Source organism: Streptomyces seoulensis, assembly GCF_004328625.1.
GTDB classification, from domain to species: domain Bacteria; phylum Actinomycetota; class Actinomycetes; order Streptomycetales; family Streptomycetaceae; genus Streptomyces; species Streptomyces seoulensis.
The window spans coordinates 2,103,420-2,127,867 of record NZ_CP032229.1; the positions used below are offsets into that span (position 1 = coordinate 2,103,420).

Sequence of the window (24,448 nt, forward strand, 5' to 3'; positions counted from 1 at the left end):
ATCGGACAGGGACGGCTCCTGGGCGGCGGATGCTTGGCGGTATCGAGGCCGCCCAGGAGTCGGTCAGCGGCGCTTGGCGTCCGAGGCGAGCAGGGAGCGCAGGACGACCGCGCAGACGGCGACCGAGGCACCGGTGATGGCGACCGCCAGGAGCAGCGAGACCAGGACGGTGCCGAGGACCAGGACGACGGCCGTACCGCCGCCGACCAAGGCGAGGGCGGTGCCGGGCGTGAGCTGGACGACCGGGCGGGCCGGCGCGGGGGCGACAGGTGACGGCGGGGCCGGGGTGTCCTGGCTGCCGACGGTGACGCTGGTCGGTTCGATCACGGCGGGCAGGCTGGTCGGCTGCGGCATGGTGGGGAACTTGGGCCGGAACATGGGCGGTTCTCCTTTCGTGACGGGCTACTTGACGGCGGTGTTGATGACGGGGGCCAGCACGCTGTCGGCCAGGAGGTAGCCGCCGAGGAGGAGCACGGCGATGAGCCACCAGGGCGGGCGGATGAGCTTGACGCCGAGGCAACCGACGGCCAACAGGGCAAGCCAGAGAGGGACGTTCATGGACGGTGTCTCCTAGCGGACGTGGCAGCGGTGGGTGCGAGCGGCGAGCTGGGCGGCCATTTGGCTGGAGTAGTCGGCGGACCAGCCGCAGCGGTCGGCGGTGCAGACGGCGGCGTACGTGGTCCGGCCGCTGCGGTCCCGGTGCGTCCCGATCTGCACGGGACCGATCCGCATCACGGAGTGGAAGTTCTCGCGGGCAGGCATCGCGGGGCTCTCCTTCCGGTCAGACGAGCTGGGCGGCGATCGCGTCAGCGAGTTGGGACGGGACGCCGAGGCGGGATCGGAGGGTGTCGGGGTCGATCGGAGATCCGGTGCGAGCCCGGTACTCGTCGGCGACCTTGCGGGCGTGCTCGATGAGGACAGCGGGGATCTGCGTAGGGGGTGCCACCAGCGACGTCGAAGCGGGTTCGTCCGTGACGGGAGTGGGGACCACGTCGGGCTCGGGTACTACTTCCGGTTCCAACTGCTCGCCCTCCGGCGCGTCGGCAACGGCTGCCAGTGGAGCCTGGTTCGGCTCCGTCTCGGGCGAGTGGGCAAGGAGCGTGCCGCCGAGAAACGCGACTGCGGGCCATCCGGCGATGCCAAGACGGAGCAGTGCGGGCGGGTTCGCCAGGTCGAGGAACCCAGCAGTGGCGACGTTGGCGCCGAGCGAGGCGAACAGCGCGACGACGAACCAGCACCAGGCCAGCCGGGACGGTCCTTCGCTGCGCAGACGTCGCCAGGCGGCGACCAGGAGCAGGTCGACGCTGACCGGGTACGCCCACGCCTTCCATCCGTTCTGCCCGGCAGCGGCGGCCAGGTCGTGCAGGTGGGCGAAGGAGAGGGCGCCGGCGATGACGGCCTGGACCAAGACCGCGTCGACCCGGAGACCGCGACGGGCTCCCATCAGGAGTCACCAGGGCGGGCGGGGCCGCCGTCGGAGTCGTAGCCGTCGGGGAACATGCCGGGCGGCGGCTCGGGCAACGACACGGCGAGGCCCGGGCTGACGACCTCCACGAAGTCGAGGTCGGCGCCGTCCATGTCGGCGTACAGGGCGAGTTGACCCAGCAGGAGCACGGTTCGGGCGAAGTCTTCGCAGGCGGGGCACATGACGGTTCTCCCTTGTTTGGGCATGGCGGGGTAGGGACATGGCGCGGGAGTGGTCGGCCTAAGGGGCCGGAGGAGTCAGGCAGTGGCCGAGGACGCCTTGGCCAGCGACACGGGCGCGGCGGCGGAGGCGGAGAGAACGGGCCGGAATGCGGCCAGCTCAGGCAGAACCGGTGTCCGTTCGGCGTACCGGTTGCAGACGTTCACGGCCTGACGGAGCGAGGTATGCGGGGCGCGGATGCGATGCCAACCCCCGGAGGAGTCCCCCGCGATGGCGAGCCCCCGCATCTCGGCAGGGATCTGGATAGCGGCGAGAACAGCGTCCGGGGCGATGTCACCGAAGGCCATGTTGGCGGACGTCTCGTCGTTGACACGGTGGGCGGTGCGGCCGGTGAGCTGGGCACGGAGCATGGTGATGCCCTTGCCGAGTTCGGAGCCGAAGCGCTGCCCGCAGATTTCGAGGTAGATGCCGGCCGCGCGGCCGAGCTGGGCGAGACGGACCAGAGCGGTGATGATCCGGTCTCTGCGCTTCTCCTCGTCCTTGCTGGCGTACAGGGCGAGTTCCGCGACCTCGTCGACCAGGACCACGACTGGGACCGGGCGCAGGTCGTCGGGGAGGTCCCAGATGTCGGCGGCGATCTCCGCATCCGGCACGTCAGAGGTGATCCGCTGCTGAGACCGTATGAGCTGGTAGACACCTTCCATACGGCTGACCAGGGCATCGAGCACTTCAGCGGCGGTGTCGGCGTCGTCCGCCAGCGCGGAGAACCGACGGGCCAGGGGGTACAGCTCCACCCCTTGCTTGCAGTCGATACCGACGAGGGCGACATCCATCGGTGCGAGTCCGGCGACCAGGTTGCGTTGGTAGACGGACTTCCCGGACTCCGTGGCGCCGAGGGTGAGGGCGTGGGGTATCGCCCGGTAGTCGCGGTAGTGCACCGAGCCGTCCTGCCGTAGGGCAACCGGGACTCGCATGGGTCGTGGGTCGGTCTCGGCCGGCATCTGCACCCGCTTGAGCACGTCGTAGCCGGTCATCCGCAGCTCGACGACGCCGGACCGGAGCTCCCGCGAGGCGACGCCGTACATCGAGAACGAGTGCCGTAACCGGTCCGAGGCGGCAGCGACGTCGAAGGCGTCCTGTCCGGGGCGCAGCTTGAGCCGCAGGACCAGGCCGGTGCGGGTCGGCCTCATCCGCAGGATGCGCGGCGAACGCGGTTCCGGTATCGGCCGGTTGGTGGCTCGCGCCAGGGCGAGGCGCCACCGCGCGGCCGGAACCGTCAGCCCGCAGGCGTCCATGACCGACCTGTACCGGACCAGGACTCGCACCACGGCCAGCGTGACCCCGAAGGTCAACCAGTACCAGGCGGGGCGCCGCCACCGCAGAACGCCTACGGCAGCGGCGACCAGCACCAGGGAGACCGCGTAGACGGTCATGATCAGGCCGCCTCAGCACCTGCGGCAGCGCCCGCGAGGGACGTGACCGCGACCGCGCGGAACGCGATGCCGTGCCGCTTCTGCCCGTTGAAGTCGTTCTCCCACGGCCGGGCGATCAGACCGGTGAGCGCGACGGGCGTACCCATGGCCAGCTCACCGGAGATACCCGGCTCCGGAACGGTGACAGAAAGGATCTCCACCTCCTCGTTGGCCGCGAACATCACGTCCACCGTCATGAGCTTCGCCCCGGTCTCGGTGTCGGTGGCGATCTCACCGGTACGGCGGTCACGGACCTTGACCTGCGGGGACTTGGCGACCATGACGACGGCGCCGGAGGTGTCGACGGGGATCTGACGCACAGAGATCACTCCTCTATAGATGCCGCACTCCTGCACTCATGTACATGAGTGATACGAAGAAGAGTGCATGACTCCTGTACATGAGTCAACCCGCCGCGAGGAAGAACTCACGACGGGTTGCGAGAAGTTGAGCGACCGTCAGTCGTCGGCAGGGATCCGGTACTCGAAAACGAACTGGTCAGCGGCCATGAGGGTGTCGCACACCTCGACCACGAGACCCGCGGTCGTACGGGCTTCGCGGATCAGGTGGACCACGGGAGCCCCTGGGCTCAGTGCCAGCTCCGAGGACTCCGCCTTGGAAGCTGGCCGCGCTTGCAGCGTCTCGACGAACTCCGCGAACTCGTGTCCGTGGTCTTCCAGTCGGGCATAGATGCCACCGCCGCCCGGGTTCTCGGCGAACAGTTCCGGGATGTCCTTCACTACGCCCCAAGGCAGGTAGGACGTCGCGGACTCGACCGGAGTGCCGTTGCGGAAGTAGAGACGCCGACGAGCCAGCACCTGCGCGCCGGCAGGGATGCCCAGACGCTGGGCGGCGTCCTCGGGGGCGTCCATTGGGCCGATGTAGAGAACGCTGACCTTGGCGGTGGCGCCGGACTGTGCCGACTCGGCGAGGTAGGCCGCCTGCCCGCCCTGCCGAAGCGAGCGCCGGAAGCGGTCCGAGGACCGGTGCCGCACTGGAGGTCGGCTCTTCACAATCGAGCCCTTGCCATGCCGGGTCTCGACCAGCCCGCTGGCCCGCACTTCGACCATGGCTTTACGGATCGTCCCTCCGGAGACGCCGTACCGCTCCACCAGCTCGGATTCACTCGGCACCATGTCACCGGGCTTGAGGATTCCCGCCCGGATCTGCTGCACGATCTCGTCCGCGATCTGCACGTACCGAGGCCCGGAACCGACCCCTCCCGCCGCAGTTCCCATAGTCCTTCTCTGCCTCCTATGCTCCTTTACATGAGTCAACCACAGGAAGCGAACCCGTCTCCCCTGCACTCCGTGTCCGTAGCCGGAGTGGTGGTGCGCGAGGACGGCCGCCTCCTGGCGATCCGCCGAGCCGACAACGGTGCCTGGCAACTCCCCGGCGGCATCCTCGAACTCGACGAGACCCCCGAGGCCGGCGTGGCCCGCGAGGTCCTGGAGGAGACCGGCATCCACGTCGAGGTGGACGAACTGACCGGCGTCTACAAGAACTTGTCCCGCGGCATCGTGGCCCTGGTCTTCCGCTGCAAGCCGTCCGGCGGCATCGAGCGCACCTCTAGCGAGTCGACGGCTGTCTCGTGGCTCACGCCAGACGAGGTCAGCGAGCGTATGTCGGAGGTCTTCGCGGTCAGGCTGCTGGATGCCTTGGACGGCAACGGGCCGCATGTGCGGAGCCATGACGGCAAGCGCCTGATCCCAGAGGGATAAGACTTTCTCTACTTCATCAAGGCGGCTCGCTCCGCTCCCCGCGCGCGGCCCGGCCCCCGGCCGGGCCTGCGCTCCTGCCTTCGTCCCGCTCCAGCCCGGCCGGCGCCCGTGCCGCCTGCACAGCGATCAGCCTTCCGACGTCCCCCCTGGCCATGTCCGACCTCGAACGAGGCGAGCCATCGGCCAAACCCGATGCACCGGGCACCTGTTCACCTCTACTCACGGTGACCTTCGGGAGATCGCTACCGCTCGACACGGTTCCAATGAGAACATCATCACCATGGAGCAGAGGGACTTCTCGGTGACGGACTTGAGCCTTGACAGCCAAAACCCCCGACACGCCATGCCCACACCAACGACACGTGAGGCTATCTCAGCCCTCCTCCAGAAGGACCCTGAAAAGCTAGCGCGACTAGCACAGGATATTGCCGAAAAGGGTTTGAACCCAACAGAGTTGCCGATCGTCGTCCACGAGGATGGCAAAGTAGTCGTCATTGAGGGTAATCGTCGGCTGGCCACCCTAAAAGCATTATCCGACCCGTCCCTAGTGGATGACCACAAGATTCGCCAGCAGATGGGCATCATCGCTCGTCGCCACTCCATTCCTCGCACCATGCGTTGTGTAGTCGCAAGGAGTCGCGAGGAAGCAAACCATTGGATCACACTCAGGCATACTGGAGAAGCCGAAGGTGTCGGAGTAGTGCCGTGGACCTCCGAACAGAAGACTCGGTTCGCTCAGAAAGAAAATGCCACTGCTAGAGCTCTCCGGTTTATCGAACAGGTTTCGGAGTGGTATAGCACCGACAGTAGCCTGCTGCAGGATATAGCGACGGTCCGTTCAACTAGGCTCACCACCTTGGCGCGTCTACTGTCTGATCCCAAAGTTCGAAACTCCCTAGGCTTCGATTTTCAGAATAGCGGCATTTTGGCCGACTATGACCCAGAAGTAATGCACAGCTCAGTTCGCAAGCTTTTCTCCGATCTAGCGACGCACCTCTCCGTCACTCGAGTAAAAAGCAAAGAGCAGCGCCGCGATTACATTGGCGCGATCAAGGATCACTTGCCACAAGCCTCAGAGCGACTCCCCCAACCTCGCCTGATTTCCCCAAGGGTACAGAGTGCGGATCACGGAGATCGTAAGGAGACAAAGAGTGCCGAATTGCAGCCAGCCGCACCCGCGCCTGCCGCTAGCCCGCCCAAAAGGGATAAACGGGTATTCCAGAACGTCATTCTGAAGAATGTCAGCCCTAGGACCGCCAAGGTACTGAATGAAGCAAAGAAGATCGTAATCGCCGATTCCCCTAACGTCGCTGCCATCATGATCAGAGCTGTAATCGACATCACTGTGACCGAGGCGGCAGAACGACAGGGATGGCGTCGACGTCAGGACAAACTTAGAGAACGCATTGGCGTGGCTCTTCGGCACATTGACCCGGACGATGCAGATAAGCAGCTCGATGAAGCGCGCAGGATGTCTCAGAACGACGGCGCCTTGTCTGTGAAGAACCTGCATAGCTTCATCCATCAGTGGGACGTGCATCCCATGATTTTGGACATCACAACTCTAAGTGCGGTTTATACACCCATGCTCATGAAGTTGGATCAATACTTGGGGGAAAATCCCAAGTGATGCGATATATCAGCCCTCTTCGCTACCCGGGCGGAAAAGCCCGCTTGGCGAATTACATAAAGCATCTAATAGACTCGCAGGGACCGCGACCTACCCACTATGCAGAACCCTTCTGTGGAGGCGCTGGCGCGGCACTTAAGCTATTAGTCGACGGCAGCGTAGATCACATTCATTTGAATGACGCCGACCCAGGTATCGCCGCCTTCTGGCGCAGCGTTTTCGGTGCTACCAGCGACCTTGCAGCCATGGTACGCAGCGCTGACGTCACGATCGATGGCTGGCACAAAGCCGCCGCAGTGTACGCCAGTCCGATCGGCAAGACAGACCTGGACTTGGGCTTCGCCACTTTCTTCCTCAACCGTTGCAACAGGTCAGGAATTCTCAGAGCTCGCCCCATTGGGGGCTACGAGCAAGCCGGAAAATGGAAGATTGATGCACGCTTCAATCGTGAGGCACTCGCGGAGCGAATTGAATTCCTGGGGACTTACCGAGACAGGGTCTCTCTGTCGCAGCAAGACGGCCGGCAGCACGTTCGCAGTCTGGAGTCTTTGGGAGAGCATGTCTTGGCGTACGTTGATCCGCCATATCTAGTACAGGGCGACCGGCTGTACATGGATTCCCTCAGCTCCGAGGATCACAGCGAACTAGCACAGGTTCTCTTTAAGAGTCCCATCAAGTGGTTCTTGACGTATGACGCCGAAAGTCGCATTACGGATAGCCTGTACCCTGATCACCGGTGTATGCAATTTGAGATAGCTCATAGTGCGCAGGTACGGCACCTAGGCGTTGAGTACGCTGTTTTCAGCAACAGTCTCAGCATTCCTGATTTCGATGGCGTCATCGGGAAGGACGATTATCTGTGGTTGATGAGTTGAGGGCATAATGAGCGTCGTACACTTCCCTGAGTATCGGGCCTACGAGCAGGACAGAATTAAGGCCAGTGATGCCATGATGGCTTTGTTGGCCGGCTCACGACTAGCAGAGAACACGCTACGTTTGACTGACGGCAGCTCTCGCTTTCTGCCTGAAATATTTCCTGCTGTCCCTCACATTCAACGCATGAATCTCACCACGGCGAACGCCCGAACGTTGCTCGCTGACGCTGAGCAACACCTAAGCGCCATGGCTGTCCCTTATGCGCTTGCCATTCACGAGGACTTCGTCCAGACGTGCTTCGGGCTGTTAATCAAAGCAGGTTTAACGACCCGCGGAGAGGTTGCCGGTACTAATGCCTCATCAATGCATAGACTATTCGAGCAAAAAGCGGGTCAGCAGCTCCCGAGAGAACCATTGGAACAGTTTCATTTGATTCGCCAGATGCGAAATGCCGTGATTCACGCGGGAGGGAAACCCAAACAGGGTCTCGTAACGGCAGCCAATAACCTTTCACCTAACGCGCTCGCTGATTGGATTAAAGTTGCTGGCGAGCATCCATCTGCTCGAGTCACGCTAGGAGTTCCGGTTACTTTTTCTCACGGCGAACTCATTTTGGCTCTCGCGGTGACAAAGCGGATCTCACAGAAAATGAACTTCGCACTCAGAGATAGACTACCGCGAGAGATTTGGACGGACTGCGCCCTTATTGATTTCACTGCAGAGCATCCGAATTTGAATCATCTCTCGCAGCGAAAGAGGAAGCTTACTGGATTCCTTCGCACCTACTACCAACCGCTCAATCTGACGGAAGCAGAAATCGCTTCAGGAATACAGAGAGCAGGATGGTAGAAGTAAAAAGAGGGCGCTCTCCCAGTTAAGCTACCAGCCGGGACTCGAACCCGGACCTCCCTCTTCTGTGGATGCCAGCGGTCGTGAACCACAACGGGCTTCTTAGGCCTCGCACCCCATCTGCAGAACACATTAGCATACCCTGATGCGGCCTGGCCAAACCTCAGGTCTCCTCGGTTCAAGGCAAGTTGGGGTCGAGCGTGTGACCAGCCGATGAGCCAGCGATGGAGATCCAGGACGCTTCCCTATCGACAGGGCCGGCACATGCCGCTTCCCAAGCGAAGGGCTCTGGCGCCATCGTCACGTGCCGACCGTCGCGGCGTGCTCTGGTCGACGGCACTGGCAGCGTGGCTGAGGTCTGTGGGGGTGCAGCGACGCATACGCGCGCCTGGTCCGTTGGCGCACCCGCCGTCGTGGCTGGCTTTCGTCGGCTGAGCTTCGTGCCACTGCCGTGCCAGACGCAGCGGTCAGCCACGGTCAACGAGTGTGTCTGAAGGTCGAGTTGCTGCGCATCGCGTCAGGCATCGAAGCCGCAGGTCACCGGCCCGACGCCTCACCCTCTCTCCTAAAGCGGTGCTGGCACAACGCCATGGCTGACACGGCAGCGGCAGAGTGCCAGCGGGACTCAGTCCTCGCCAACCTGCAGCAACACCACGGTGAAGGACCCGCCGGTCCCGGCAACGACCCCATCGAAGGTATGCCGGGTGACCGGGTTCCACGCTCGCGCTCCGGGCGAGAGGTCGGTAATGTTCGTGTACCAGGCGGCCTCATAGCCCAGCAGACGGACAACCCGTTCCGCCGCTCTACGGGCGTGGGCGCAATTTCGGCGTGCTGGGCCCGGGAACACGAGGTCGTAGGTCGCCAGGTAGGTCAAGAGATCCGCTGCGCGCTCAGCATCGATCTGCAAGAGTGCGTCGTCGATCTCTACTGGTGTGTCCGGGCCAACTGCACCTTCCACTGCATACTGCTTCCAAGCTTCTTCGGCCTCGGCGGCCACTTGGCGAACGAGTCCCGGAACGGATCCGCCTGCCTGGTCGACCACGCGGCCGAAGACCCCGTCTTCTCGCGACAGAGAGCCAGTAAGAGCGCGCAATTCCGCAGCTACGTCCACCGTGCCATTCTCTACTGAGCCAGCCCCGACCCGGCCACGGCTGTGCCGCATCGTGCGATCCGGCGGTGAGTGTCTAACTGCGTGACAACGCCGGCGGACAGCGGCGGACAAGCACGGACGCCCGCGGATCACCGCCGCAGGTGAAAGACGCACTCGCCGCAGGTCGAGCCTCCACCCAAGTTGCTTCGGGACGAAGAAGTCCCGAGCTAAAGGCCATCGCGCTCGATGAGCGAGCCGTCAGGGCTCACGGTGAAGAAGCGCGGCGGACTCATGGCTTCCATGGCCCCTTGCAGCACCGCTTGCTGCTCTGCGGGATCAAGGCCGTGCGGATCCCGGACCCGGAATCCGTGCAGGTGGATGTTGTCCGCGTCGATGTCGTCCGATTCGAGGTGGCCCTCCAGGACGAAGCCGCAGAGTGCTCGCAGTGCGTCTTCGCCAAGTTCCAAGGGGTGGAAGGGCAGTGGGTACGGCTCTTCGTCCTCGTCCGGCCAGGGGATGACGTCGGCCGGGCGATCCCCGGACCAGTAGGGCAGCTCAAAGGGGAGGGGTTCGCCGATGTTCTCGATGATGCCGCTGTCCGGGGACAGGCTCACGGAGCGGACGAGCCGACCGTCCTCCCATACGGCGAACGCGAGCCAGTCCACGGCGCTGTGCATGGCGTGAAGCACGAGCCGTCGGCCGGCGCTTGCCGCCACGAGGTGCTCCGGCAGTTCCGAGGGAGCGTCGATCATCACCCTCTGGTCACCGATGAACTCCAGGCCCGGCCAGCTGGCCGCGTAAGCCGTCCCCTCCGGCGGGTAAACGCCGCCGCTGAGCTTCGAGCCCTTGCTCTCCTCGATCTCCCAGCCTGGGTAGAGCCGCCGCATCATGTTGGCGGTCTGTTCCAGATCCGCTGCGCCCACTTCGCGCAGCAGCCGCGGCACGTCGCCATCGGCGTACACCAGAAATCCCGTCTTGGCTCCCAAAGCCCCTCCCCATGGTGTTGCCCTCGCTGGCGGATGCACGGTAGCCGCCCACACCGACAACGGAGCCGACTCGCTCGGTCCGCGCGGGTCGGGCTGGGCCGTCCCTGGGCCGTGCGAGGGCACCCAAGGCCGACCAACGGCGACCGACAGTGACAGACGAAGCGCAGCCCGCAGCCGCGAAGTAACAGTTCAGAGCGCTCAGACTCAACGCGTTTCCGCCCAGGGGTGGCCGTACGGCAAGATGGGGTGTTTCTTTCCGTCGGCATGCGTCAGGCTGCTGGTCGCTGAGGCACAAGGAAGTCGAGCAAGATCCGCCCAACGAACGAAGGGAGGAACCCAGTTGATGCCTAGGCTCCTGCCTCCGTTCGAATGGACCTGTCTTGGCAGGCGCCGTTTCGTGGCAGTCTTCAGAGCTTGTGCGGATCGCTGACAGCCAACAGGCAGCCTCGGCTGATTGCGACCCGCGAGACGTCGCGCAGTGCACTGGCCAAGTCCCGTGCCAGGCTGCGGATCTCGTCCGGTTCCGCGCCCGCGTCGTCGAGCGTGTCCGGGACTTGGTCCAGCAACTCAGTAGCGAAGTCGAGTTGGGCCGACTCGACGTCGTCTGCCAAGCGGGAGATGTAGCCACTACGGTCGTCGGTGCTCAGGTAGCAGGGCTTGTCTTCCGGACCCACCCAAGGAAGAAGCCGGAGTTCGCTCGGGGCTGTCATGGCGAGGGATGCCTCTCGTTGATCACGTGGTGGGAGGTGAAGACCGCGTCGACGCCATCTCCCGGAAACGCCAGGAGAGCGGCCTCTGTGATGCGTCCAGTGAAGTCGGTGGCGACACGGGTGACGGCGAGGACAGCCGTCGCGGAAGGGATCTTCAGGGCCGAGGCTTCGTCCGGTGTCGCTGAGCGAGCGCAGACCGTCTCCCGGATGGCGGCCGGTGGTGGACCGACGACGGCGAATCTTGCGAGCGCTTCTCGGCGCGCGGGGTCGTGGTCGAGTACTCCGGCTGGCGCCAGGTCTCGTGGCGTGTAGATGCGGGCCAGTCCTTGGGGCGTCTCGCCGTCGAGGCTGAGGCAAGAGAGCTCCGCAAGGGGGCTGCCTGTCGGCACCATCAAGAGAGCTGCGAGGCTGCCGCGGGCCGAGACCGTGGCGCTACGAACGGTGATGTGCAACGCCGGTCCAGTGGCCGTCAATGGGTCCAGCGTTCCCCAGCCGCCGACGTACATGATCTTGCGTGGTGCCCGTCGGACGAAGTTGCCCTTGCCGTGGATCTTCTCTACGAGGCGTTCGCCCTGGAGCACTGCGAGGGCATGGCGCAGCGTCACCGTGCTCACGGCGTACCGCTCAGCCAAGGCCACCTCAGACGGCAGTCGTTCGCCGGCTTGGAGACGGCCGGAGGTGATCTGCCGCCGTAGATCGTCGGCGATGTCATGGTGGCGAGGAGGCATCAGTACCATCACCGCCTTCTCATCGGCCGCGCGGCGACGAGTCGGGTGCGCGTGTGCATGGTCAGCAGCTCGCCCGACTCGAAGACCAGTTGCTTCGCCCCGTGTGGGAGCTGGAGCAGATCGCTCACGCGGCAGGCACAGCCGCCGAGTTGAATGACGTCGCCGCGCTGCACCGTGCTGGCGGTGATTTCGACGCTCGTTACCGGTGCGCTGCCGGCGATCGGGGGCCTCACCGCGTCACCCCCACGGGCGCAGGCAGGTCGACGGCCCGATGGCACAGGCAGTCGCACGCTTCGTAGATCACCGGGAGATCGATCGGTGCCGGTGCCGGGGGCGACTCCACGCAAGCGGAGTGCGTACCGATGTGGCACGCAGTCGAGCGGTAGGGGCCCGGCATGCCTTCCGTGATCGATGACTGTCGGCAGGGCGGCATCAGTGGACCCCCGCAAGGGCCGACCATGCTTCGGCGGGGAGGTGAGGGACGACAACCAGAGCGCGCGGCCGTGCGCGCCTCTCCCATGCCAGCACGTACGGGCGGACCAGGGCGACTTCCTCACCCCCAAGGGAAGCCAGACAAGACTTCGTTGTGGAAGGCCGACGCAGGACGACGGTCGATGCGTCGGTGGGCGCGAGGGAGGAGGCCGACGGGTCGGAGGGCCGTAAGGGGCGGCGATGCCTGCCCTTGGTCGAGGTCCGCACCCTAGATAGGGAAAGGGCACGGCGGATACGGTTGAGCACGCTGCTCAGCTCCTATCGCTGATGGCTCGGTCCCCCGACATCGCCCGTCGTGGGGACCGCTTTGCGTACGACCGCCCAGAGTGTGCGGGCGTTCAAGCTGGTGGCGAGGAGGCCGAATTGGTCGGCCGCAGACACCGCGTCCAGGACCTCTCGCCATGTCTCGGCGGAGATGTCGTCCGGCATCTCCGCTGCGGCCGTCGTGTGCCGGGGGTGTTCCTCCACTCGCGTGAGAAATCCGAGGGCGGACAGCCGGGCGGCGATGGCCTCCGCGCGAACTCCCGAAGCGGGCACAGGGCAGCCTCCGTCAACCGGCGATCACTTTCAGTAAAGCTAGTTAACTAGATTAGGGCTAGTGGACTAGATTTTCCATATGTCTGAGCAACCGCCGTACCTCCGCATCGCCGATGAGCTGAGGCGCCGGATCGCGGAACGTGTGTGGGAGCCGGGAGACCGTCTGCCGTCCCGCGCTCAGATCGGCCAGGAATGCGGCGTGGGCGAGAACGTGGTGCGCCGGGCGCAAGAGTTGCTGATCTCCCAGGGAGTGCTGGAGGGCCGCGCCGGTTCAGGCACGTACGTCGCCGAGCCACGACAGCGCGTGCGGGTCGTACGGTCATCGGCGCGGGAGCAGCCCGCGGGCTCGCCTTTCCGGGCGGACATGAAGGCCGTCGGCAGACAGGGCGACTGGGAGAGCCGGACGGACGCCAAGGTGCCGGCTCCCGCGGACATCGCGGCGCGGCTGGGGGTCGACGAGGGCGCGTTGTGCGTGCGGACGTCTTACGAGTTCCTGGCAGACGGCAGGCCCGTGCAACTGTCCACGAGCTGGGAGCCGTACGACCTCACCGCTGGCACCCTCGTCGTCCTTCCCGAGGGAGGGCCGCACGCGGGCGCCGGGGTCGTGAACCGTATGGCCGCGATCGGTATCAACGTCAGCCATGCGGTGGAGCAGCCGGAGCCCAGGCAGGCGACCGCCGAGGAGGCATCCCTACTCGGCATCCAGAAGGCTGCGCTCGTCACACACATCCGGCGGACGTACTACAGCGACCAAGGGCAGCCCGTGGAGACAGCGGACATCGTCGTGCCCGTCGCTCACTGCGAGATCGTCTACGAAATCCCGATCAACCGCTGAGCGGTCACCCCCTACAAAACCCCATGGCAGCGCGGATGATTGGGGGCATGGGGATCGATGTGGAACTGCACTCTGCTCGGCCGACTCGTAGCTGGAAGAAGTCTCGCGCGACGTTCTTGCGCGGGTCTTACGGGCACGGTGATGCGTTGGCCGATGCCTTGGGCGCGCTTCACTGTCTCGGTGTCCCTGGGCGGCTTACCGCTGTCGACCTCTACGGAGACACGGTGATGAACGAGCAGGACGCCGAAGTTGCCCTCGCCGAAGTGCCAGGCTTGAGGGAACGGTGCGCGGACGAGCGGCAGCGCGCGGCGCTGGATGATCTCGCGTCGGTGCTGAAGGAGTGTGTCTCCACCGCGGGCAGTTACGTATGGTTCGCCGGCGACTGAGCAGCACGCCGGTTCTGGTGCACTGTCGAATGGGTGTCGAAGGGCGGGCATCGTGGTGCCAAAGGTGAGAAAACGCGCAGGTCATCCAGGGGGCGAACGTCATCACACCAGGCGCCTTCTAAGCGCTTGGCCGCAGGTTCGAGTCCTGCCGGGGGCGCGTCTTCTGGCCCTCCCTCGGGAGGGCTTTTTGCTGGTCGGGGGAGGTTCAGGCCGGCCGCCCCCTTAGCCTGCGCCGTATGAGCCCCGACGATGTTCCCGCTTGCCCCACCTGCGGGCTGCCCATGGAGGCCGGTGGCCTCGTGCTGTCGAGGCGGGTGGACGACGGGCAGCGGGTTTGCCGGTTGCTCTGGCGGTGTGGCCGTCGGCACGTCCGGTGGGGCTGGGTCGACCGGCCGGAGGAGGGGCTGGAGGTGTGTCCTGTTCCGGAGCTTTTTCGCTGACGTGGGCGGGTCGTCGGAAGGGCTCACGAGGTCCGCTGAGGCGGGCATGTCACAGATCGCCGGGCCGGACCGTCTCCCCACCGGAAGGAACCTCGACCGGTAGGGAAGTGGCACGGATGGACCTCGCTCTCTGGATCAGCGCCTGGGTGCTGGCCGTTGTGGCTCTCGTCGGAGGCGTCAGCAAGACCTTTGTGGCGAAGGAGAAGCTGGCCGGCGTACATGGGGGAGGGTGGACCGAGGGGGTCGGGGAGCGGAGTGTCAAGGTGCTCGGGGTGCTTGAACTGCTCGCTGCCGCAGGGCTCGTACTGCCCGCGCTCCTGGACCGCGTGCCCGTCCTCGTCCCGGTGACCGCCGCCTGCTGGGTGCTGTTGATGATCGGGGCGATGGTCACCCACGGGCGGCGCCGCGAGTTCGGGTTCGTGGTGCTGAACCTGGCCTACCTCGCACTCGCCGCCTTCATCGCCTGGGGGCGGTTCGGGCCGGAGTCGTTCACCGGATGATCGGGCGCCTCCCACCTCGGACACATCCTCCTTAATCACCCCAGCCCCAGATTCACCCCCTGTAAAAGGGTGATCCCCCACCTTTCCCCCGTGACCCCCTCCCCCGCGCGCCGTTGTACGGGAAGTGCGGCGGCGATCTCGGCCGCTCCACTCCCCCCGAGCGACACAAGCGACATAAGGAGAACGTGATGTCTCGCATTGCGAAGGCAGCCGTCGTGGCCCTCGGCACCGGTGCCGTGATGGTCGGTGGCGCCGGTCTGGCGCTGGCCGACGCGACCGCCGGGGGCGCGGCCGTCGGCTCGCCCGGCGTGGCGTCCGGCAACGTGGTCCAGGTTCCGGTCAACATCCCGGTCAACCTGTGCGGCAACACCATCGACGTGGTCGGCCTGCTGAACCCGGCCTTCGGCAACACCTGCGCCAACGTCAGCACGCCGGCGCCCATGCAGGAGGCCCCCGAGGGTTACGGCTACGGCAACTGAGCCCCGCCCCCTCCGCGAAGAGCCCCGGCACCCTGAGCGCCGGGGCTCTTCGCATGCCCCCAGAAAACGCCCCCTCACCCGTACCTGTAGATCCCGCTCACATCCTCCAGCGAGTCCGGCGTGACGTTCCACGGCGGCATCTTGTCCAGCCGTGCCACGACCCGTCCCCGCTGCTTGTCACCGGGGCCCGGCTGGGTCGCCGGCAGGTAGCGGTGGGTCTTGTGGGCCTGTTGCCAGCGGTACCACTGGTAGTCGATGAAGGCGTGGTGCAGCCAGAACACCGGGTCGTTGACCGAGGCGCCGCCGAGCATCACGCCCCCGACCCACCGGTGCACCCGGTTGTGGTTGTGCCAGGAGGCGCTGCCGCCGCCCGTCCCCCACCCCTCCAGCTTGTTGCGGAAGCCCCGGGTGACGGTCGAGTCCCACGGGGAGACGTCGTACGCCGGGTCGTCCAGCGCCCACTGCAGCTCGCTCTTGGTGGGGAGCTGGAGCGGGGAGGCGGCGCGGCCGAGGTCGCGGGTGAGGTACTTGCCGTCGGTGATGCCCTCCTTGATGGTCCAGTGCCCGGCCGCGTACGCGAACGGCCCGGTGGTCACCTGCCGGTCGCTCTTGCGGCCGTTACCGCCGAGGAGGTCCTTGGTCCAGGGCGCCGAGGCCGTACCTCGGTCGCGGGTCCAGTCCCAGTACGGCACGGTCACCGAGGAGTCCACCCGGCGCAGCGCCCGCTCCAGCTCCAGCAGGAAGCGCCGGTGCCAGGGCAGGAAGGAGGGGGCCATGTGGGCGGCGCGCAGGCCCTTCTCGCCGTCCGCCGTGTAGTAGTCGATGTGCGTCCGCACGAACGCGTCGTACTCGCCGCGCCGTTTGACCTCCAGCATGGCGTTGACGAAGCGCCGCTTCTCGTTCGCGGTGAGCGCGGCGGCGTTCTTACGCACGTACGCCATGCGCGCCCCCCATCCCGTGTCCCGTGTGCCCGCCGCCGACCGGTCCCGGGGCCATCTCGCGCAGCCGCTGGCCGGGGCCGATCTCGTCCACGGCGGCCCGCGCCGCCTCCAGCGGGGTGGCGTACGAGGTGTAGTGGTCGACCATGCTCATCCAGGTGCCGTCGGCGCGGCGCATCAGGTGCAGCGGGCGCCCGTCGACGGTGATCTGCCACTCGCCCTCGTCGGCCCGGCGCGCGGCGGCCGGGACCAGGAAGCCCTGGATGCGGTGGCCGCGGTAGGTCTCGTCGAAGGCCCTGTCCTCCGCACTCCCGGCCGGGGGCAGTGGGCGGGACGCGGCGACCACCGGGGCCAGTCCCAGGGCGGCCACCGAGGCCAGCAGGCCGCGCGTCACCTCCCGCCGTGACGGTTTACCCCCTCTGACCTGCCGTTCCGTCCCCACGGCCACACCACCGGCACCGACGACCATCACTCACTCCCTCGTCCGCAGTTCGGCTTGTCACAGCGGTAACCGCGCGAGGGCGCCCGGGGTCACCGCACAGCGGCCATCCGGGGGGCGAGCAGGAGTCAGCGCAGGCTGCGGGCCGGGAGCATGACGTGGGCCGCGGTCATCAGCGTCTCGTCGGCGCCGGCGAAGGCGGCCAGCGCGGCGGGGTCGACGGTCACACCGGGGCGGCCCTCGGGCCAGGCGCGGGTGGTGAAGACGAGGTAGGCGTGGCCGCGCCGGGCGACGGCGTCGAGCCACTCCGGCGGGGCGTCGGCCTGGGCGACGAGCTGGGGCATCCGGACGACCGCCTGGCCGGCCTCGACGAGCAGGGTGACGGGGAGGCTCGGCCGGGTGGCGCCGTCGACGACGGTGCCGATGGTCAGGCCGTTCATCTCCAGGAGCTGGGTGACGGCGGCTGAGGTGGCGCGCGGTCCGCCCTCGGCGTCCCCGAGGGAGTACGCCAGCAGGTAGGGCATGTCGCCGCCGTCGGGGGCCTCGCCGCTCCAGGCCAGGACGACGAGGGTGCCGAGCTCGGCGGCGCGGAAGGCTTCGCTTGTGGTTGAGGTCACCGCGCGACCCTATCCACGGCCGGCGGGCGGACCGGGGGGCCGCTCACTCGTCCGGGGGACGGCCGGGAGGTGCTCCACACGATCGGGGGAAGCGGCCTCGAAACCGGGCGACGCGCTCGAACACCAAGCGCTCGGACACCAATCACTCGGACACCGAGCGCACGGACACCGAGCGGGCGGACACCGAGCGCACGGACACGAAGGGAGGGCCGGTCCGCGCGGCGCGGTCCGGCCCTCCCTTGGCCACACTCGCTCAGCTCTGCAGCGGCAGCCCGCCGAGCATCGGGTTGTGCGTGTTCAGGGCGGTGGTCGCGCCCTTGACGGTGCTGAGTACGGAGTCCTTGTTCTCGGTGTTCAGCGCGTCCGACTGGTGCTGGAGCGGCATCACGTCACGCACCTTCAGACCGCCCTTGGCGATCTGGTCCACGGCGCCGTTCAGGCTGCTTGGCGTCAGGTCGCCGGAGTAGGCGAACGCGGGCGCGGCGACGCCGGTGAGGGCGATGGAACCGGCCAGGACGGCGGCGGCCTTCAGGGACTTCATCATGTTCCTCTCCTCGGCAACTCGCGTCGCCCCGGGGTGTTCCGACGCCATGCCCAACGAGTCACGGCCGGGGCGGAAACCCTGTGTGCACAAGACATATGAAATCCCGTGCACCCAGGGGGTACCCACATACGACAGCGGCCCGGCCGTCCGTGCGGACAGCCGGGCCGAAGTGCGCGTCGGACGACCTCAGTCGTTGACGCAGGTGTTGCCGAAGGCCGGGTTCAGCAGGCCGATGACGTCGATGGTGTTGCCGCAGACGTTGACCGGCACGTGGACCGGGATCTGGACGACGTTGCCCGAGAGAACGCCCGGCGAGTTCGCGGCGACGGCCTGCGCGCCGGAGTCGGCAGCGGCGATACCGGCACCGCCGGCGACGGCCGCCACGGCGGCGGAGGTCAGGACCAGACCCTTCGCAATACGCGACATGGAGAGGTGCTCCTTGGAAATCGAGACAAACATCCGGGCGGGCTGCCCGACGCACTGTCAACGCGAGCCGCCGCGAGGGGTTGTGCCGCCAAAGGGGTGATCTCCGCGAGAACGGTGGCCGCGTCCGCCGCACGCTCGCGTCGTTGCGCCGCTCCGGCCGCCGCGCTCACTAGAGTCGCGGCCCTCTCCTCCGTACCAGGTCCGGACGCCGCGCGTGGCGGGCACCGGCTCACGTTTCAGGGAGGCGCCGTGCCGCGCCGTCGTACGCCGGGCGCACGGAAGTGGCCGGGCGCGGGTCCACCGGACGACGTACCGGAGCGCACGACCGGCGCGGCAGGGCGCGTACGGGTCCGGCGCCAGGCCGGCTACGCCAGGCCGTCCGGACGCGGGACCGAGGGTGGCCGATCTCGGGCGCGTCGCGCGGGCGCGGCGGTGACCCGCCGGGCCATCTGCTCGTTCCCCACCGGGACGCGGCGAGGGCCGGTGTGCTCTTCACCGCGGAGGACGCCCGGCAGCGAGGCGCGGTCCCGACCAGACCTAAGCGCCCCTGTGAGCGAGGTATCCCGCCCATGCACCAGCCAGTTTCCGACGCCCGAGAACGGGTGCTGCATGTTTCGCAGCCCGTCGACGGCGGAGTCGCACGGGTCGTGCTCGACCTGGCGCGCGCCCAGCTCGCGGCCGGCGTGCGCGTCGTGATCGCCTGCCCAGGCGGCCGACTGGCCACGGAAGCACAGGAGATAGGCGCCGAGGTGCGGCTCTGGCGGGCCACCCGGTCACCGGGTCCCGCGCTGCCCGGCGAGGTACGGCGGCTCGCCCGCCTCGTCGGGGAGGTACGGCCCGCACTGGTGCACGCGCACAGCGCCAAGGCCGGTCTGGCCGGCCGTCTCGCCCTGCGGGGCCGTATTCCGACCGTCTTCCAGCCGCATGCCTGGTCCTTCGAGGCCGTCGGCGGTCTCACCGGCGCGCTCGCCCTGCGCTGGGAGCGGTTCGCCGCGCGCTGGGCCGAGCGGGTGGTGTGCGTCAGTGAGGCGGAGCGCGAGACCGGCGTACGCGCCGATGTGCGCGCCTCGTACGCCGTGGTGCCCAACGGCATCGACCTCGGGCGGTTCTCCCCCGCGCCCGCCCCGGCGGCCCGCGCCGGACTGCCGGGGCTCGGGGCCGGACCGCTGGTGGTGTGCGTGGGACGGCTGTGCCCGCAGAAGGGCCAGGACGTGCTGCTGGCCGCGTGGGAGCGGGTGCTGACCGTGCTGCCGGAGGCCCGGCTGGTGCTGGTCGGCGACGGACCCGACCGGGAGACGCTGGGCCGGTTGGCGGGCCCCCGCGTTCAGTTCGCCGGTGAGGTGGCCGACGTACTGCCCTGGTACCGGGCCGCCGATCTGGTGGTGCTGCCCTCGCGCTGGGAGGGCATGGCCCTGGCCCCGCTGGAGGCGCTGGCCTGCGCCCGGCCCGTGGTGCTCAGCGACGTGGACGGCGCCCGCGAGAGTCTGCCGCCCGCGCTCGCCGGACGCTGCCTGGTGCCGCCGGAGGACCCGGACGCGCTGGCCGCCGCCGTCACCGGGCTGCTGTGCGACGCGCCGCTGCGCGCGGACCTCGGCGCCCAGGGCCGCCGGCACGTCCTGACCACGCACGACGTACGGCTGACCGGGGAGCGGATCGCGGACCTCTACCGCGACCTCCTCGGCACCCTGCCGTACGTGTCCACCGAGCGCAGGGAGTCGACCCACCCGTGACCGCGGAAAGCATCGTCCCCTCGCCCAGCGCCTCCGGCATGGACTCCGGGTACGCCGTACGGCCCGCGCGGGGTTTCCGGTTCCCGGCCCGGCGCCCGCACTCCCCCCTCGTCTCCCCGCTGCCGCTGCTCACCGCCGACCTCGCCGCCGCCGTGGCGGGCGCGGTCGTGCTGGACGCGGCCGTGCGCGGGCCGCTCGTCGTGGCCGCGCTGATCGGCACCGCCCTGCTGCCGCGGCCGCGTCCGGCCCGCGCGGTGACCGGCGTGCTCGACGAACTCCCCTCCGTCTGCGGCCGGATCGCGGTGGTCTGGCTGGCGCTCGGCGCGCTGACCGCCGCCCTGGAACCCGCCCATGCCCTGGCCCTGTCCGCGCTGGCCGTCGGCTGGTGCGCGCACGCGGTGGTGGCCTGCGTCGGCCGGGCCGCCGTGCACCGGCGGCGCCGGGTGCTGCGGCTGCGCCGGCCGAGCACCGCGCTGGTGATCGGCCCCGCCGCGACCGCCCAGCGGGTCGCAGCCGCGCTGCTGCGGCAGCCGGACTGCGGGGTACGCCCCGTCGGCGTGGTCACCGACCACCCGGACGGCAGCGCCGGGCTCCCCGTGCTGACCTGCGGCGAGCAGGTCGAGCGGGCGCTCATCCAGAACGGCGTCGGCACCGTCCTCACCGTCGACCCCGCCGTGCGCACCGAGAAGGGCCCGCTGCTGCGGGCGCTCGCCGAGTCGGGCTGCGCGGTGTGGGAGGTGGACGCGGACTGCCCGGCGTACGAGATGCGGGAGCAGCTCGCCGGGTTCTCGGTGCGGCGGCTCGGTCTCGGCGCCCGGCGGCGCGGCAGCGCGGGCAAGCGACTGCTGGACCTGGTGGTGTCGGGCACCCTGCTGGTGCCGGCCGCGCCGCTGCTGCTGGTCTGCGCGCTGGTGCTGCGGCTCAGCCAGGGTCCGGGCGTGGTGTTCCGGCAGGAGCGCATCGGCAAGGACGGCCGCCCCTTCACCCTGCTGAAGTTCCGCACGTACCGCCCGGTGGACGAGCGGGAGTCGGCGACCCGGTGGAGCGTGGCGGACGAGCGGCGGATGAACCCGTTCTGCCGGTTCCTGCGCCGGACCTCGCTGGACGAGCTGCTCCAGCTCTGGAACGTCTTCCGGGGCGACATGAGCCTGGTCGGCCCGCGCCCCGAACGCCCGTACTTCGTCACGCAGTTCAGCCAGTGCTACCCCGGTTACGCGGCCCGGCACCGGATGCGGGTGGGCATCACCGGGCTCGCCCAGGTCAGCGGGTTGCGCGGGGACACCTCGATCGAGGACCGGGCACGCTACGACAACGCCTACATCGACAACTGGTCGCTGTGGCAGGACGTCTGCATCCTGCTGCGCACGGCGGCCGCCGTCGTACGGTCCACCGGGAGCTGACGGATGAGCCTCGCGCTGCCGCTCGGCCGCCCCCGGCACTGGTCCCCGCTGCTGCCGGTGCTCGCCGTGCTCGTCCTGCTCGCGCTGCCCCTCTCCTCCAGCGAGGGGGGCGGCGCGGGCCCGGCCGACGCGGCGTCCGCGCTGGTCGTCGGCGCCTGTCTGGTGCGGCTGCTGCGGGAGCGGGCCCGCCCGCTGTCCGCCCGGTCCGCGCTGGTGCTGGGGCTGCCGGTGGCCGGGGCGGCGCTGGCCGCGATGGGCGCCGCCTCCCCGGGCGCCGGTCTCGCCGGACTCGGCCGCTACCTCCAGGTCTTCGTCCTGGTTCCGGCCGCCGTGCTCCTTCTGATCCGCGACCGCCGGGACTTCCGGCTGCTGGCCTGGGCGCTGGTGGGGCTCGCGCTCTGGCAGGGCGCGGTCGGCGTCAAGCAGTACGTCACCGGGACCGGTGCCTCGTACCAGGGCCGGATGATCCGCGCGGTCGGCACCTTCGGGCCGTACGACGTGATGGGGATGGCCACCGTGGTGGCGTTCGGGCTGCTGTGCGCGGTGGGGCTGGCGCTGGGGAGGGCGCCGGTGCGGGAGCGGGCGGCCGCGGCCGGGTGCGCGCTGGCGCTGCTGGTGCCGCTGGCGCTCTCCTTCAGCCGGGGCGCGTGGATCGCCACCGCCGTCACCCTCACCGCGCAACTGCTGCTGGCCGGGGTCCGCCGGGCGCTGAAGGTGGGCGCGGTGGTGGTCGCGGCCGGGGTGGTGCTGGTGGGCGGTCTCGGGGTGGGCACGGCGATGCTCCAGGAGCGGATCGACAGCATCACCAAGGTCGCCGACGCCCCCGACCAGTCGGTCACCGACCGGTACACCATGTGGGCGGCTGCCACCGGGATGTGGCGCGAACACCCGCTGACCGGCGTGGGGTTGAAGGGCTTCCCGGAGTACCGGGACGGCCACGCCTCGCTCGCGCTGTCCTCGGGCAGCGACACCGAGGGCGCGGGCGTCGGTTTCCGCCGGGAGCCGCTGCTCTCCCCGCACAACATGTACCTGCTCGTCCTCGCCGAGCAGGGCCTGATCGGGCTGCTGTGCCTGGCGGGCGGCTGGCTGGCGATGCTGGTGCTCGGGCTGCGCGGCCTGCGGGCCGCCCACCGTACGGGCCGGGGCCTGGACTGCGCGCTGATCGGCTGCGGTCTGCTGCTCTGGCAGCTCGTGGACTTCGTGTACGCCGACATCGGCGGCCCCTCCACCGTGCTGACGGCGGTGTGCCTGGGCCTGGTGGCGTGGTGGGCGCTGGTGGGCGCGGCCCCGGCCGTGCCGGACGGGGGTGCGCGATGACGCTGACGCCCGCTCCCGGACCGGAGACGACGACCCGGCAGCCTCCGCCGGCCGAGCCCGAACACGCGCCGGTGACACGGCGGTTCCTCGCCCGCGCCGCCCTGCTCACCGCCTCCCTGTCCGCCGCCGGCGCCCTGCTCGGGCTGGTCCGGGACCAGTCGCTGGCCCGGCTGTTCGGGGCCGGGCGGGACACGGACGCGTTCCTGGTCGCCTGGACGGTGCCCGAGTTCGCGGCCACCCTGCTGATCGAGGACGGGCTGGCCTTCGCGCTGATCCCGGCGTTCAGCATGGCGCTGGCCCGCCGCGCGCAGGGCGCTCCGGGAGATCCCGTACGGGCCCTGGTCCGGGGGACGCTGCCCCGGCTGACGCTGGCCTTCGTCGTGGTGGGGGCGGTGCTCGCGCTCGGCGCGCCGCAGCTCGTGCAGGTGCTCGCGCCCGGTCTGCCCGACCCGGCGCTCGCGGTGGACTGCACCCGGCTCACCGCGACCTGTGTGCTCACCTTCGGGCTCGCCGGGTACTTCAGCGCGGCCCTGCGCGCCCACCGCCGCTTCCTGGCACCGGCCGCGATCTACGTGGCGTACAACACGGGCATCGTCACGGCGATGTTCGCGCTCGGCGGGGTCTGGGGGGTGCGGTCGGCGGCGGTCGGGGTCGCGGCGGGCGGGGTGCTGATGGTCCTCACCCAACTCCCTTTCCTGGTGGGCCGGTTACGCAGCCGCCGGACGACGGAGGTGACGCCGGAGCCCCTCCCGGCCAAGCCGCCCTCGGTGAACCTGCCGCTGATGGCCACGGTGCTGCTGTTCGCGCTGTGCCGGCAGTCGCAGGTGCTGATCGAACGGTTCCTCGCCTCCAGCCTGCCCTCCGGGGCCATCTCGCACCTGAACTACGCCCAGAAGATCGCCCAGATCCCCATGACCATGTCGATGATGCTCTGCACGATCACCTTCCCGGTGGTCGCGCGGGCGCTCGCCGAGGGCGACACCGAGCGTGCCCGGGTCCGGGTGGAGCGGGACCTCGCGGTCGCCTCCGGCCTGGTGCTGCTGGGCACGGCGGCGGTCGTGGCGTGCGCCCCGCAGATCGTCCAACTACTGTTCCAGCGCGGCGCGTTCACTGCCGGGGACACGGCGGCGACAGCGGGCGTGATGCGCGTGTACGCCGTCGGCCTGCTCGGCCAGACCCTCACCGGTGTCCTGGTCCGCTCCTACTTCTCGGCGGGCCGCCCCACCTGGTACCCGCTCGGCGCGATGTCCGCCGGGGTACTCGCCACCTGCGCCATCGGCGCGGCCACCGTCGGCACCTGGGGCGTGACCGGCATCGCCGCCGCCAACGCCACCGGCATCACCCTCACCGCCGCCCTGCTGCTCTCCGGCATGCGCGGCCCCCGGCACGGCAGGCGGCGCGGGGTGCAGATCCGCACCCGGCACGTGCTGCGTGAGCTGAGCCGCCCGGCCGGAGCCGCGCTCGGGGCCGCCCTCGCCGGGGCCTGGGCCGCGACCCTGCCCGTGGGGGCACTGGCGGGGCTCGCCGCCGGGGGCCTCACCGTGCTCACCGTCTTCGTCCTGCTCGGCTGGGCCCTGGGCGCCCAGGGCTTCGCACCCGCCCTCCGTTCCGTACGCACCCGCACCCGAAGGCTCGCTCATGCCGTCTTCCGTTGAGTCCGC

The 24,448-nt window shown here is 68.7% G+C and carries 31 protein-coding genes; 12 read left to right on the top strand and 19 right to left on the bottom strand.

Going from position 1 to position 24,448, the window contains the following annotated elements:
- Positions 1 to 63: 63 nt before the first annotated feature.
- From D0Z67_RS09805 to D0Z67_RS09840, 8 genes are all read right to left on the bottom strand, one after another.
- On the bottom strand, positions 64 to 378 hold the full coding sequence (locus D0Z67_RS09805) for a hypothetical protein (protein WP_031182342.1): 315 nt from the start codon (positions 376 to 378) through the stop codon (positions 64 to 66).
- A gap of 24 nt (positions 379 to 402) precedes the next feature.
- Positions 403 to 558, bottom strand: a complete 156-nt coding sequence (locus D0Z67_RS09810; protein WP_107059610.1) for a hypothetical protein — start codon at positions 556 to 558, stop codon at positions 403 to 405.
- 12 nt (positions 559 to 570) lie between these two features.
- On the bottom strand, positions 571 to 762 hold the full coding sequence (locus D0Z67_RS09815; protein ID WP_031182343.1) for a mobile element transfer protein: 192 nt from the start codon (positions 760 to 762) through the stop codon (positions 571 to 573).
- Between the two features lie 19 nt (positions 763 to 781).
- On the bottom strand, positions 782 to 1,444 hold the full coding sequence (locus D0Z67_RS09820; RefSeq protein WP_031182344.1) for a DUF2637 domain-containing protein: 663 nt from the start codon (positions 1,442 to 1,444) through the stop codon (positions 782 to 784).
- The gene (locus D0Z67_RS09825; RefSeq protein ID WP_031182345.1) at positions 1,444 to 1,647 is read right to left on the bottom strand and encodes a hypothetical protein; all 204 of its coding nucleotides are present in this window, start codon (positions 1,645 to 1,647) and stop codon (positions 1,444 to 1,446) included. Before D0Z67_RS09825 ends, D0Z67_RS09820 begins: the two co-directional genes overlap by 1 nt.
- 75 nt (positions 1,648 to 1,722) lie before the next feature.
- Positions 1,723 to 3,078, bottom strand: coding sequence for an FtsK/SpoIIIE domain-containing protein (locus tag D0Z67_RS09830; RefSeq protein ID WP_031182346.1), 1,356 nt, complete (start codon positions 3,076 to 3,078; stop codon positions 1,723 to 1,725).
- 2 nt (positions 3,079 to 3,080) lie between these two features.
- Positions 3,081 to 3,437 carry an SCO3933 family regulatory protein gene (locus D0Z67_RS09835; protein ID WP_031182347.1) on the bottom strand — a complete coding sequence of 119 codons (357 nt, stop codon included), beginning with the start codon at positions 3,435 to 3,437 and terminating at the stop codon, positions 3,081 to 3,083.
- 138 nt (positions 3,438 to 3,575) lie between these two features.
- Positions 3,576 to 4,355, bottom strand: a complete 780-nt coding sequence (locus D0Z67_RS09840; RefSeq protein WP_031182348.1) for a GntR family transcriptional regulator — start codon at positions 4,353 to 4,355, stop codon at positions 3,576 to 3,578.
- Between the two features lie 18 nt (positions 4,356 to 4,373).
- On the opposite strand from D0Z67_RS09840, the gene D0Z67_RS09845 reads away from it, so the two are divergent.
- The 4 genes from D0Z67_RS09845 to D0Z67_RS09860 all read left to right on the top strand — a co-directional run bounded on the left by D0Z67_RS09845 (position 4,374) and on the right by D0Z67_RS09860 (position 8,193).
- Positions 4,374 to 4,838 (top strand): NUDIX hydrolase, encoded by a 465-nt coding sequence (locus D0Z67_RS09845; RefSeq protein WP_037775457.1) that lies wholly within the window; start codon positions 4,374 to 4,376, stop codon positions 4,836 to 4,838.
- A gap of 280 nt (positions 4,839 to 5,118) precedes the next feature.
- Entirely contained in the window at positions 5,119 to 6,468 is a 1,350-nt protein-coding gene (locus D0Z67_RS09850) for a ParB N-terminal domain-containing protein (RefSeq protein ID WP_131589627.1), read from the top strand.
- Positions 6,468 to 7,343 carry a DNA adenine methylase gene (locus tag D0Z67_RS09855; protein WP_031182351.1) on the top strand — a complete coding sequence of 292 codons (876 nt, stop codon included), beginning with the start codon at positions 6,468 to 6,470 and terminating at the stop codon, positions 7,341 to 7,343. Before D0Z67_RS09850 ends, D0Z67_RS09855 begins: the two co-directional genes overlap by 1 nt.
- Positions 7,344 to 7,350: 7 nt before the next feature.
- Positions 7,351 to 8,193, top strand: coding sequence for a hypothetical protein (locus D0Z67_RS09860; RefSeq protein ID WP_131589628.1), 843 nt, complete (start codon positions 7,351 to 7,353; stop codon positions 8,191 to 8,193).
- 625 nt (positions 8,194 to 8,818) lie between these two features.
- Here the strand turns inward: D0Z67_RS09860 and D0Z67_RS09865 are convergent.
- The 6 genes from D0Z67_RS09865 to D0Z67_RS30125 form a co-directional block, all read right to left on the bottom strand.
- Complete coding sequence (locus D0Z67_RS09865) at positions 8,819 to 9,304, bottom strand: hypothetical protein (RefSeq protein WP_131589629.1); 486 nt, start codon at positions 9,302 to 9,304, stop codon at positions 8,819 to 8,821.
- Between the two features lie 206 nt (positions 9,305 to 9,510).
- Positions 9,511 to 10,269 carry a DUF6928 family protein gene (locus tag D0Z67_RS09870; RefSeq protein WP_031182352.1) on the bottom strand — a complete coding sequence of 253 codons (759 nt, stop codon included), beginning with the start codon at positions 10,267 to 10,269 and terminating at the stop codon, positions 9,511 to 9,513.
- A 407-nt stretch (positions 10,270 to 10,676) separates the two neighbouring features.
- Positions 10,677 to 10,880 (bottom strand): hypothetical protein, encoded by a 204-nt coding sequence (locus tag D0Z67_RS09875; RefSeq protein ID WP_338058802.1) that lies wholly within the window; start codon positions 10,878 to 10,880, stop codon positions 10,677 to 10,679.
- A gap of 95 nt (positions 10,881 to 10,975) precedes the next feature.
- Entirely contained in the window at positions 10,976 to 11,707 is a 732-nt protein-coding gene (locus D0Z67_RS09880) for a GntR family transcriptional regulator (protein ID WP_031182354.1), read from the bottom strand.
- 8 nt (positions 11,708 to 11,715) lie between these two features.
- A complete protein-coding gene (locus tag D0Z67_RS09885) occupies positions 11,716 to 11,940 on the bottom strand; it encodes a hypothetical protein (protein ID WP_031182355.1) in 225 nt (74 codons plus the stop codon).
- 517 nt (positions 11,941 to 12,457) lie between these two features.
- On the bottom strand, positions 12,458 to 12,736 hold the full coding sequence (locus D0Z67_RS30125) for a hypothetical protein (protein ID WP_031182356.1): 279 nt from the start codon (positions 12,734 to 12,736) through the stop codon (positions 12,458 to 12,460).
- Positions 12,737 to 12,815: 79 nt separating this feature from the next.
- On the opposite strand from D0Z67_RS30125, the gene D0Z67_RS09905 reads away from it, so the two are divergent.
- The 4 genes from D0Z67_RS09905 to D0Z67_RS09925 all read left to right on the top strand — a co-directional run bounded on the left by D0Z67_RS09905 (position 12,816) and on the right by D0Z67_RS09925 (position 15,376).
- Complete coding sequence (locus tag D0Z67_RS09905; protein ID WP_031182357.1) at positions 12,816 to 13,571, top strand: GntR family transcriptional regulator; 756 nt, start codon at positions 12,816 to 12,818, stop codon at positions 13,569 to 13,571.
- A 227-nt stretch (positions 13,572 to 13,798) separates the two neighbouring features.
- A complete protein-coding gene (locus D0Z67_RS30130) occupies positions 13,799 to 13,957 on the top strand; it encodes a hypothetical protein (protein WP_234312844.1) in 159 nt (52 codons plus the stop codon).
- Positions 13,958 to 14,513: 556 nt separating this feature from the next.
- The gene (locus tag D0Z67_RS09920; protein ID WP_031182359.1) at positions 14,514 to 14,897 is read left to right on the top strand and encodes a DoxX family protein; all 384 of its coding nucleotides are present in this window, start codon (positions 14,514 to 14,516) and stop codon (positions 14,895 to 14,897) included.
- 188 nt (positions 14,898 to 15,085) lie between these two features.
- The gene (locus D0Z67_RS09925) at positions 15,086 to 15,376 is read left to right on the top strand and encodes a chaplin (RefSeq protein WP_031182360.1); all 291 of its coding nucleotides are present in this window, start codon (positions 15,086 to 15,088) and stop codon (positions 15,374 to 15,376) included.
- A 74-nt stretch (positions 15,377 to 15,450) separates the two neighbouring features.
- Here the strand turns inward: D0Z67_RS09925 and D0Z67_RS09930 are convergent, their stop codons facing one another.
- From D0Z67_RS09930 to chpG, 5 genes are all read right to left on the bottom strand, one after another.
- On the bottom strand, positions 15,451 to 16,317 hold the full coding sequence (locus D0Z67_RS09930) for a tyrosinase family protein (protein WP_031182361.1): 867 nt from the start codon (positions 16,315 to 16,317) through the stop codon (positions 15,451 to 15,453).
- A complete protein-coding gene (locus D0Z67_RS09935) occupies positions 16,301 to 16,783 on the bottom strand; it encodes a tyrosinase cofactor (RefSeq protein WP_031182362.1) in 483 nt (160 codons plus the stop codon). The genes D0Z67_RS09930 and D0Z67_RS09935 overlap by 17 nt, the downstream gene beginning before the upstream one ends.
- Before the next feature lie 98 nt (positions 16,784 to 16,881).
- A complete protein-coding gene (locus D0Z67_RS09940) occupies positions 16,882 to 17,370 on the bottom strand; it encodes a DUF5949 family protein (protein ID WP_031182363.1) in 489 nt (162 codons plus the stop codon).
- 253 nt (positions 17,371 to 17,623) lie between these two features.
- Positions 17,624 to 17,911 carry a hypothetical protein gene (locus D0Z67_RS09945; protein WP_031182364.1) on the bottom strand — a complete coding sequence of 96 codons (288 nt, stop codon included), beginning with the start codon at positions 17,909 to 17,911 and terminating at the stop codon, positions 17,624 to 17,626.
- 189 nt (positions 17,912 to 18,100) lie between these two features.
- A complete protein-coding gene (chpG, locus tag D0Z67_RS09950; RefSeq protein WP_030813959.1) occupies positions 18,101 to 18,340 on the bottom strand; it encodes a chaplin ChpG in 240 nt (79 codons plus the stop codon).
- Positions 18,341 to 18,909: 569 nt separating this feature from the next.
- Between chpG and D0Z67_RS09955 the strand changes: the two genes are divergently transcribed.
- From D0Z67_RS09955 to murJ, 4 genes are read left to right on the top strand one after another with little or no spacing between them, the layout of a single operon-like run.
- Positions 18,910 to 20,070, top strand: coding sequence for a glycosyltransferase (locus D0Z67_RS09955; protein WP_031182365.1), 1,161 nt, complete (start codon positions 18,910 to 18,912; stop codon positions 20,068 to 20,070).
- Complete coding sequence (locus tag D0Z67_RS09960; protein ID WP_031182366.1) at positions 20,067 to 21,470, top strand: exopolysaccharide biosynthesis polyprenyl glycosylphosphotransferase; 1,404 nt, start codon at positions 20,067 to 20,069, stop codon at positions 21,468 to 21,470. Before D0Z67_RS09955 ends, D0Z67_RS09960 begins: the two co-directional genes overlap by 4 nt.
- Before the next feature lie 3 nt (positions 21,471 to 21,473).
- Complete coding sequence (locus tag D0Z67_RS09965; protein ID WP_031182367.1) at positions 21,474 to 22,787, top strand: O-antigen ligase family protein; 1,314 nt, start codon at positions 21,474 to 21,476, stop codon at positions 22,785 to 22,787.
- Positions 22,784 to 24,442 (top strand): murein biosynthesis integral membrane protein MurJ, encoded by a 1,659-nt coding sequence (gene murJ, locus D0Z67_RS09970; RefSeq protein ID WP_031182368.1) that lies wholly within the window; start codon positions 22,784 to 22,786, stop codon positions 24,440 to 24,442. Before D0Z67_RS09965 ends, murJ begins: the two co-directional genes overlap by 4 nt.
- Positions 24,443 to 24,448 lie beyond the last annotated feature (6 nt).

Bases quoted from the DNA above. Each gene is read 5' to 3' on its own strand.
- D0Z67_RS09860 (WP_131589628.1), top strand. From the start codon at position 7,351: ATGAGCGTCGTACACTTCCCTGAGTATCGGGCCTACGAGCAGGACAGA.
- D0Z67_RS09930 (WP_031182361.1), bottom strand. From the start codon at position 16,317: ATGGCGTACGTGCGTAAGAACGCCGCCGCGCTCACCGCGAACGAGAAG.
- D0Z67_RS09855 (WP_031182351.1), top strand. From the start codon at position 6,468: ATGCGATATATCAGCCCTCTTCGCTACCCGGGCGGAAAAGCCCGCTTG.
- D0Z67_RS09955 (WP_031182365.1), top strand. From the start codon at position 18,910: ATGCACCAGCCAGTTTCCGACGCCCGAGAACGGGTGCTGCATGTTTCG.
- D0Z67_RS09925 (WP_031182360.1), top strand. From the start codon at position 15,086: ATGTCTCGCATTGCGAAGGCAGCCGTCGTGGCCCTCGGCACCGGTGCC.
- D0Z67_RS09965 (WP_031182367.1), top strand. From the start codon at position 21,474: ATGAGCCTCGCGCTGCCGCTCGGCCGCCCCCGGCACTGGTCCCCGCTG.
- D0Z67_RS09825 (WP_031182345.1), bottom strand. From the start codon at position 1,647: ATGTGCCCCGCCTGCGAAGACTTCGCCCGAACCGTGCTCCTGCTGGGT.
- D0Z67_RS09815 (WP_031182343.1), bottom strand. From the start codon at position 762: ATGCCTGCCCGCGAGAACTTCCACTCCGTGATGCGGATCGGTCCCGTG.
- D0Z67_RS09820 (WP_031182344.1), bottom strand. From the start codon at position 1,444: ATGGGAGCCCGTCGCGGTCTCCGGGTCGACGCGGTCTTGGTCCAGGCC.
- murJ (WP_031182368.1), top strand. From the start codon at position 22,784: ATGACGCTGACGCCCGCTCCCGGACCGGAGACGACGACCCGGCAGCCT.
- D0Z67_RS09945 (WP_031182364.1), bottom strand. From the start codon at position 17,911: ATGAAGTCCCTGAAGGCCGCCGCCGTCCTGGCCGGTTCCATCGCCCTC.
- D0Z67_RS09845 (WP_037775457.1), top strand. From the start codon at position 4,374: ATGCTCCTTTACATGAGTCAACCACAGGAAGCGAACCCGTCTCCCCTG.
- D0Z67_RS09805 (WP_031182342.1), bottom strand. From the start codon at position 378: ATGTTCCGGCCCAAGTTCCCCACCATGCCGCAGCCGACCAGCCTGCCC.
- D0Z67_RS09850 (WP_131589627.1), top strand. From the start codon at position 5,119: ATGGAGCAGAGGGACTTCTCGGTGACGGACTTGAGCCTTGACAGCCAA.
- D0Z67_RS09810 (WP_107059610.1), bottom strand. From the start codon at position 558: ATGAACGTCCCTCTCTGGCTTGCCCTGTTGGCCGTCGGTTGCCTCGGC.
- D0Z67_RS09880 (WP_031182354.1), bottom strand. From the start codon at position 11,707: ATGCCTCCTCGCCACCATGACATCGCCGACGATCTACGGCGGCAGATC.
- D0Z67_RS09905 (WP_031182357.1), top strand. From the start codon at position 12,816: ATGTCTGAGCAACCGCCGTACCTCCGCATCGCCGATGAGCTGAGGCGC.
- D0Z67_RS09920 (WP_031182359.1), top strand. From the start codon at position 14,514: ATGGACCTCGCTCTCTGGATCAGCGCCTGGGTGCTGGCCGTTGTGGCT.
- D0Z67_RS09840 (WP_031182348.1), bottom strand. From the start codon at position 4,355: ATGGGAACTGCGGCGGGAGGGGTCGGTTCCGGGCCTCGGTACGTGCAG.
- chpG (WP_030813959.1), bottom strand. From the start codon at position 18,340: ATGTCGCGTATTGCGAAGGGTCTGGTCCTGACCTCCGCCGCCGTGGCG.
- D0Z67_RS09830 (WP_031182346.1), bottom strand. From the start codon at position 3,078: ATGACCGTCTACGCGGTCTCCCTGGTGCTGGTCGCCGCTGCCGTAGGC.
- D0Z67_RS09935 (WP_031182362.1), bottom strand. From the start codon at position 16,783: ATGGTCGTCGGTGCCGGTGGTGTGGCCGTGGGGACGGAACGGCAGGTC.
- D0Z67_RS30130 (WP_234312844.1), top strand. From the start codon at position 13,799: ATGAACGAGCAGGACGCCGAAGTTGCCCTCGCCGAAGTGCCAGGCTTG.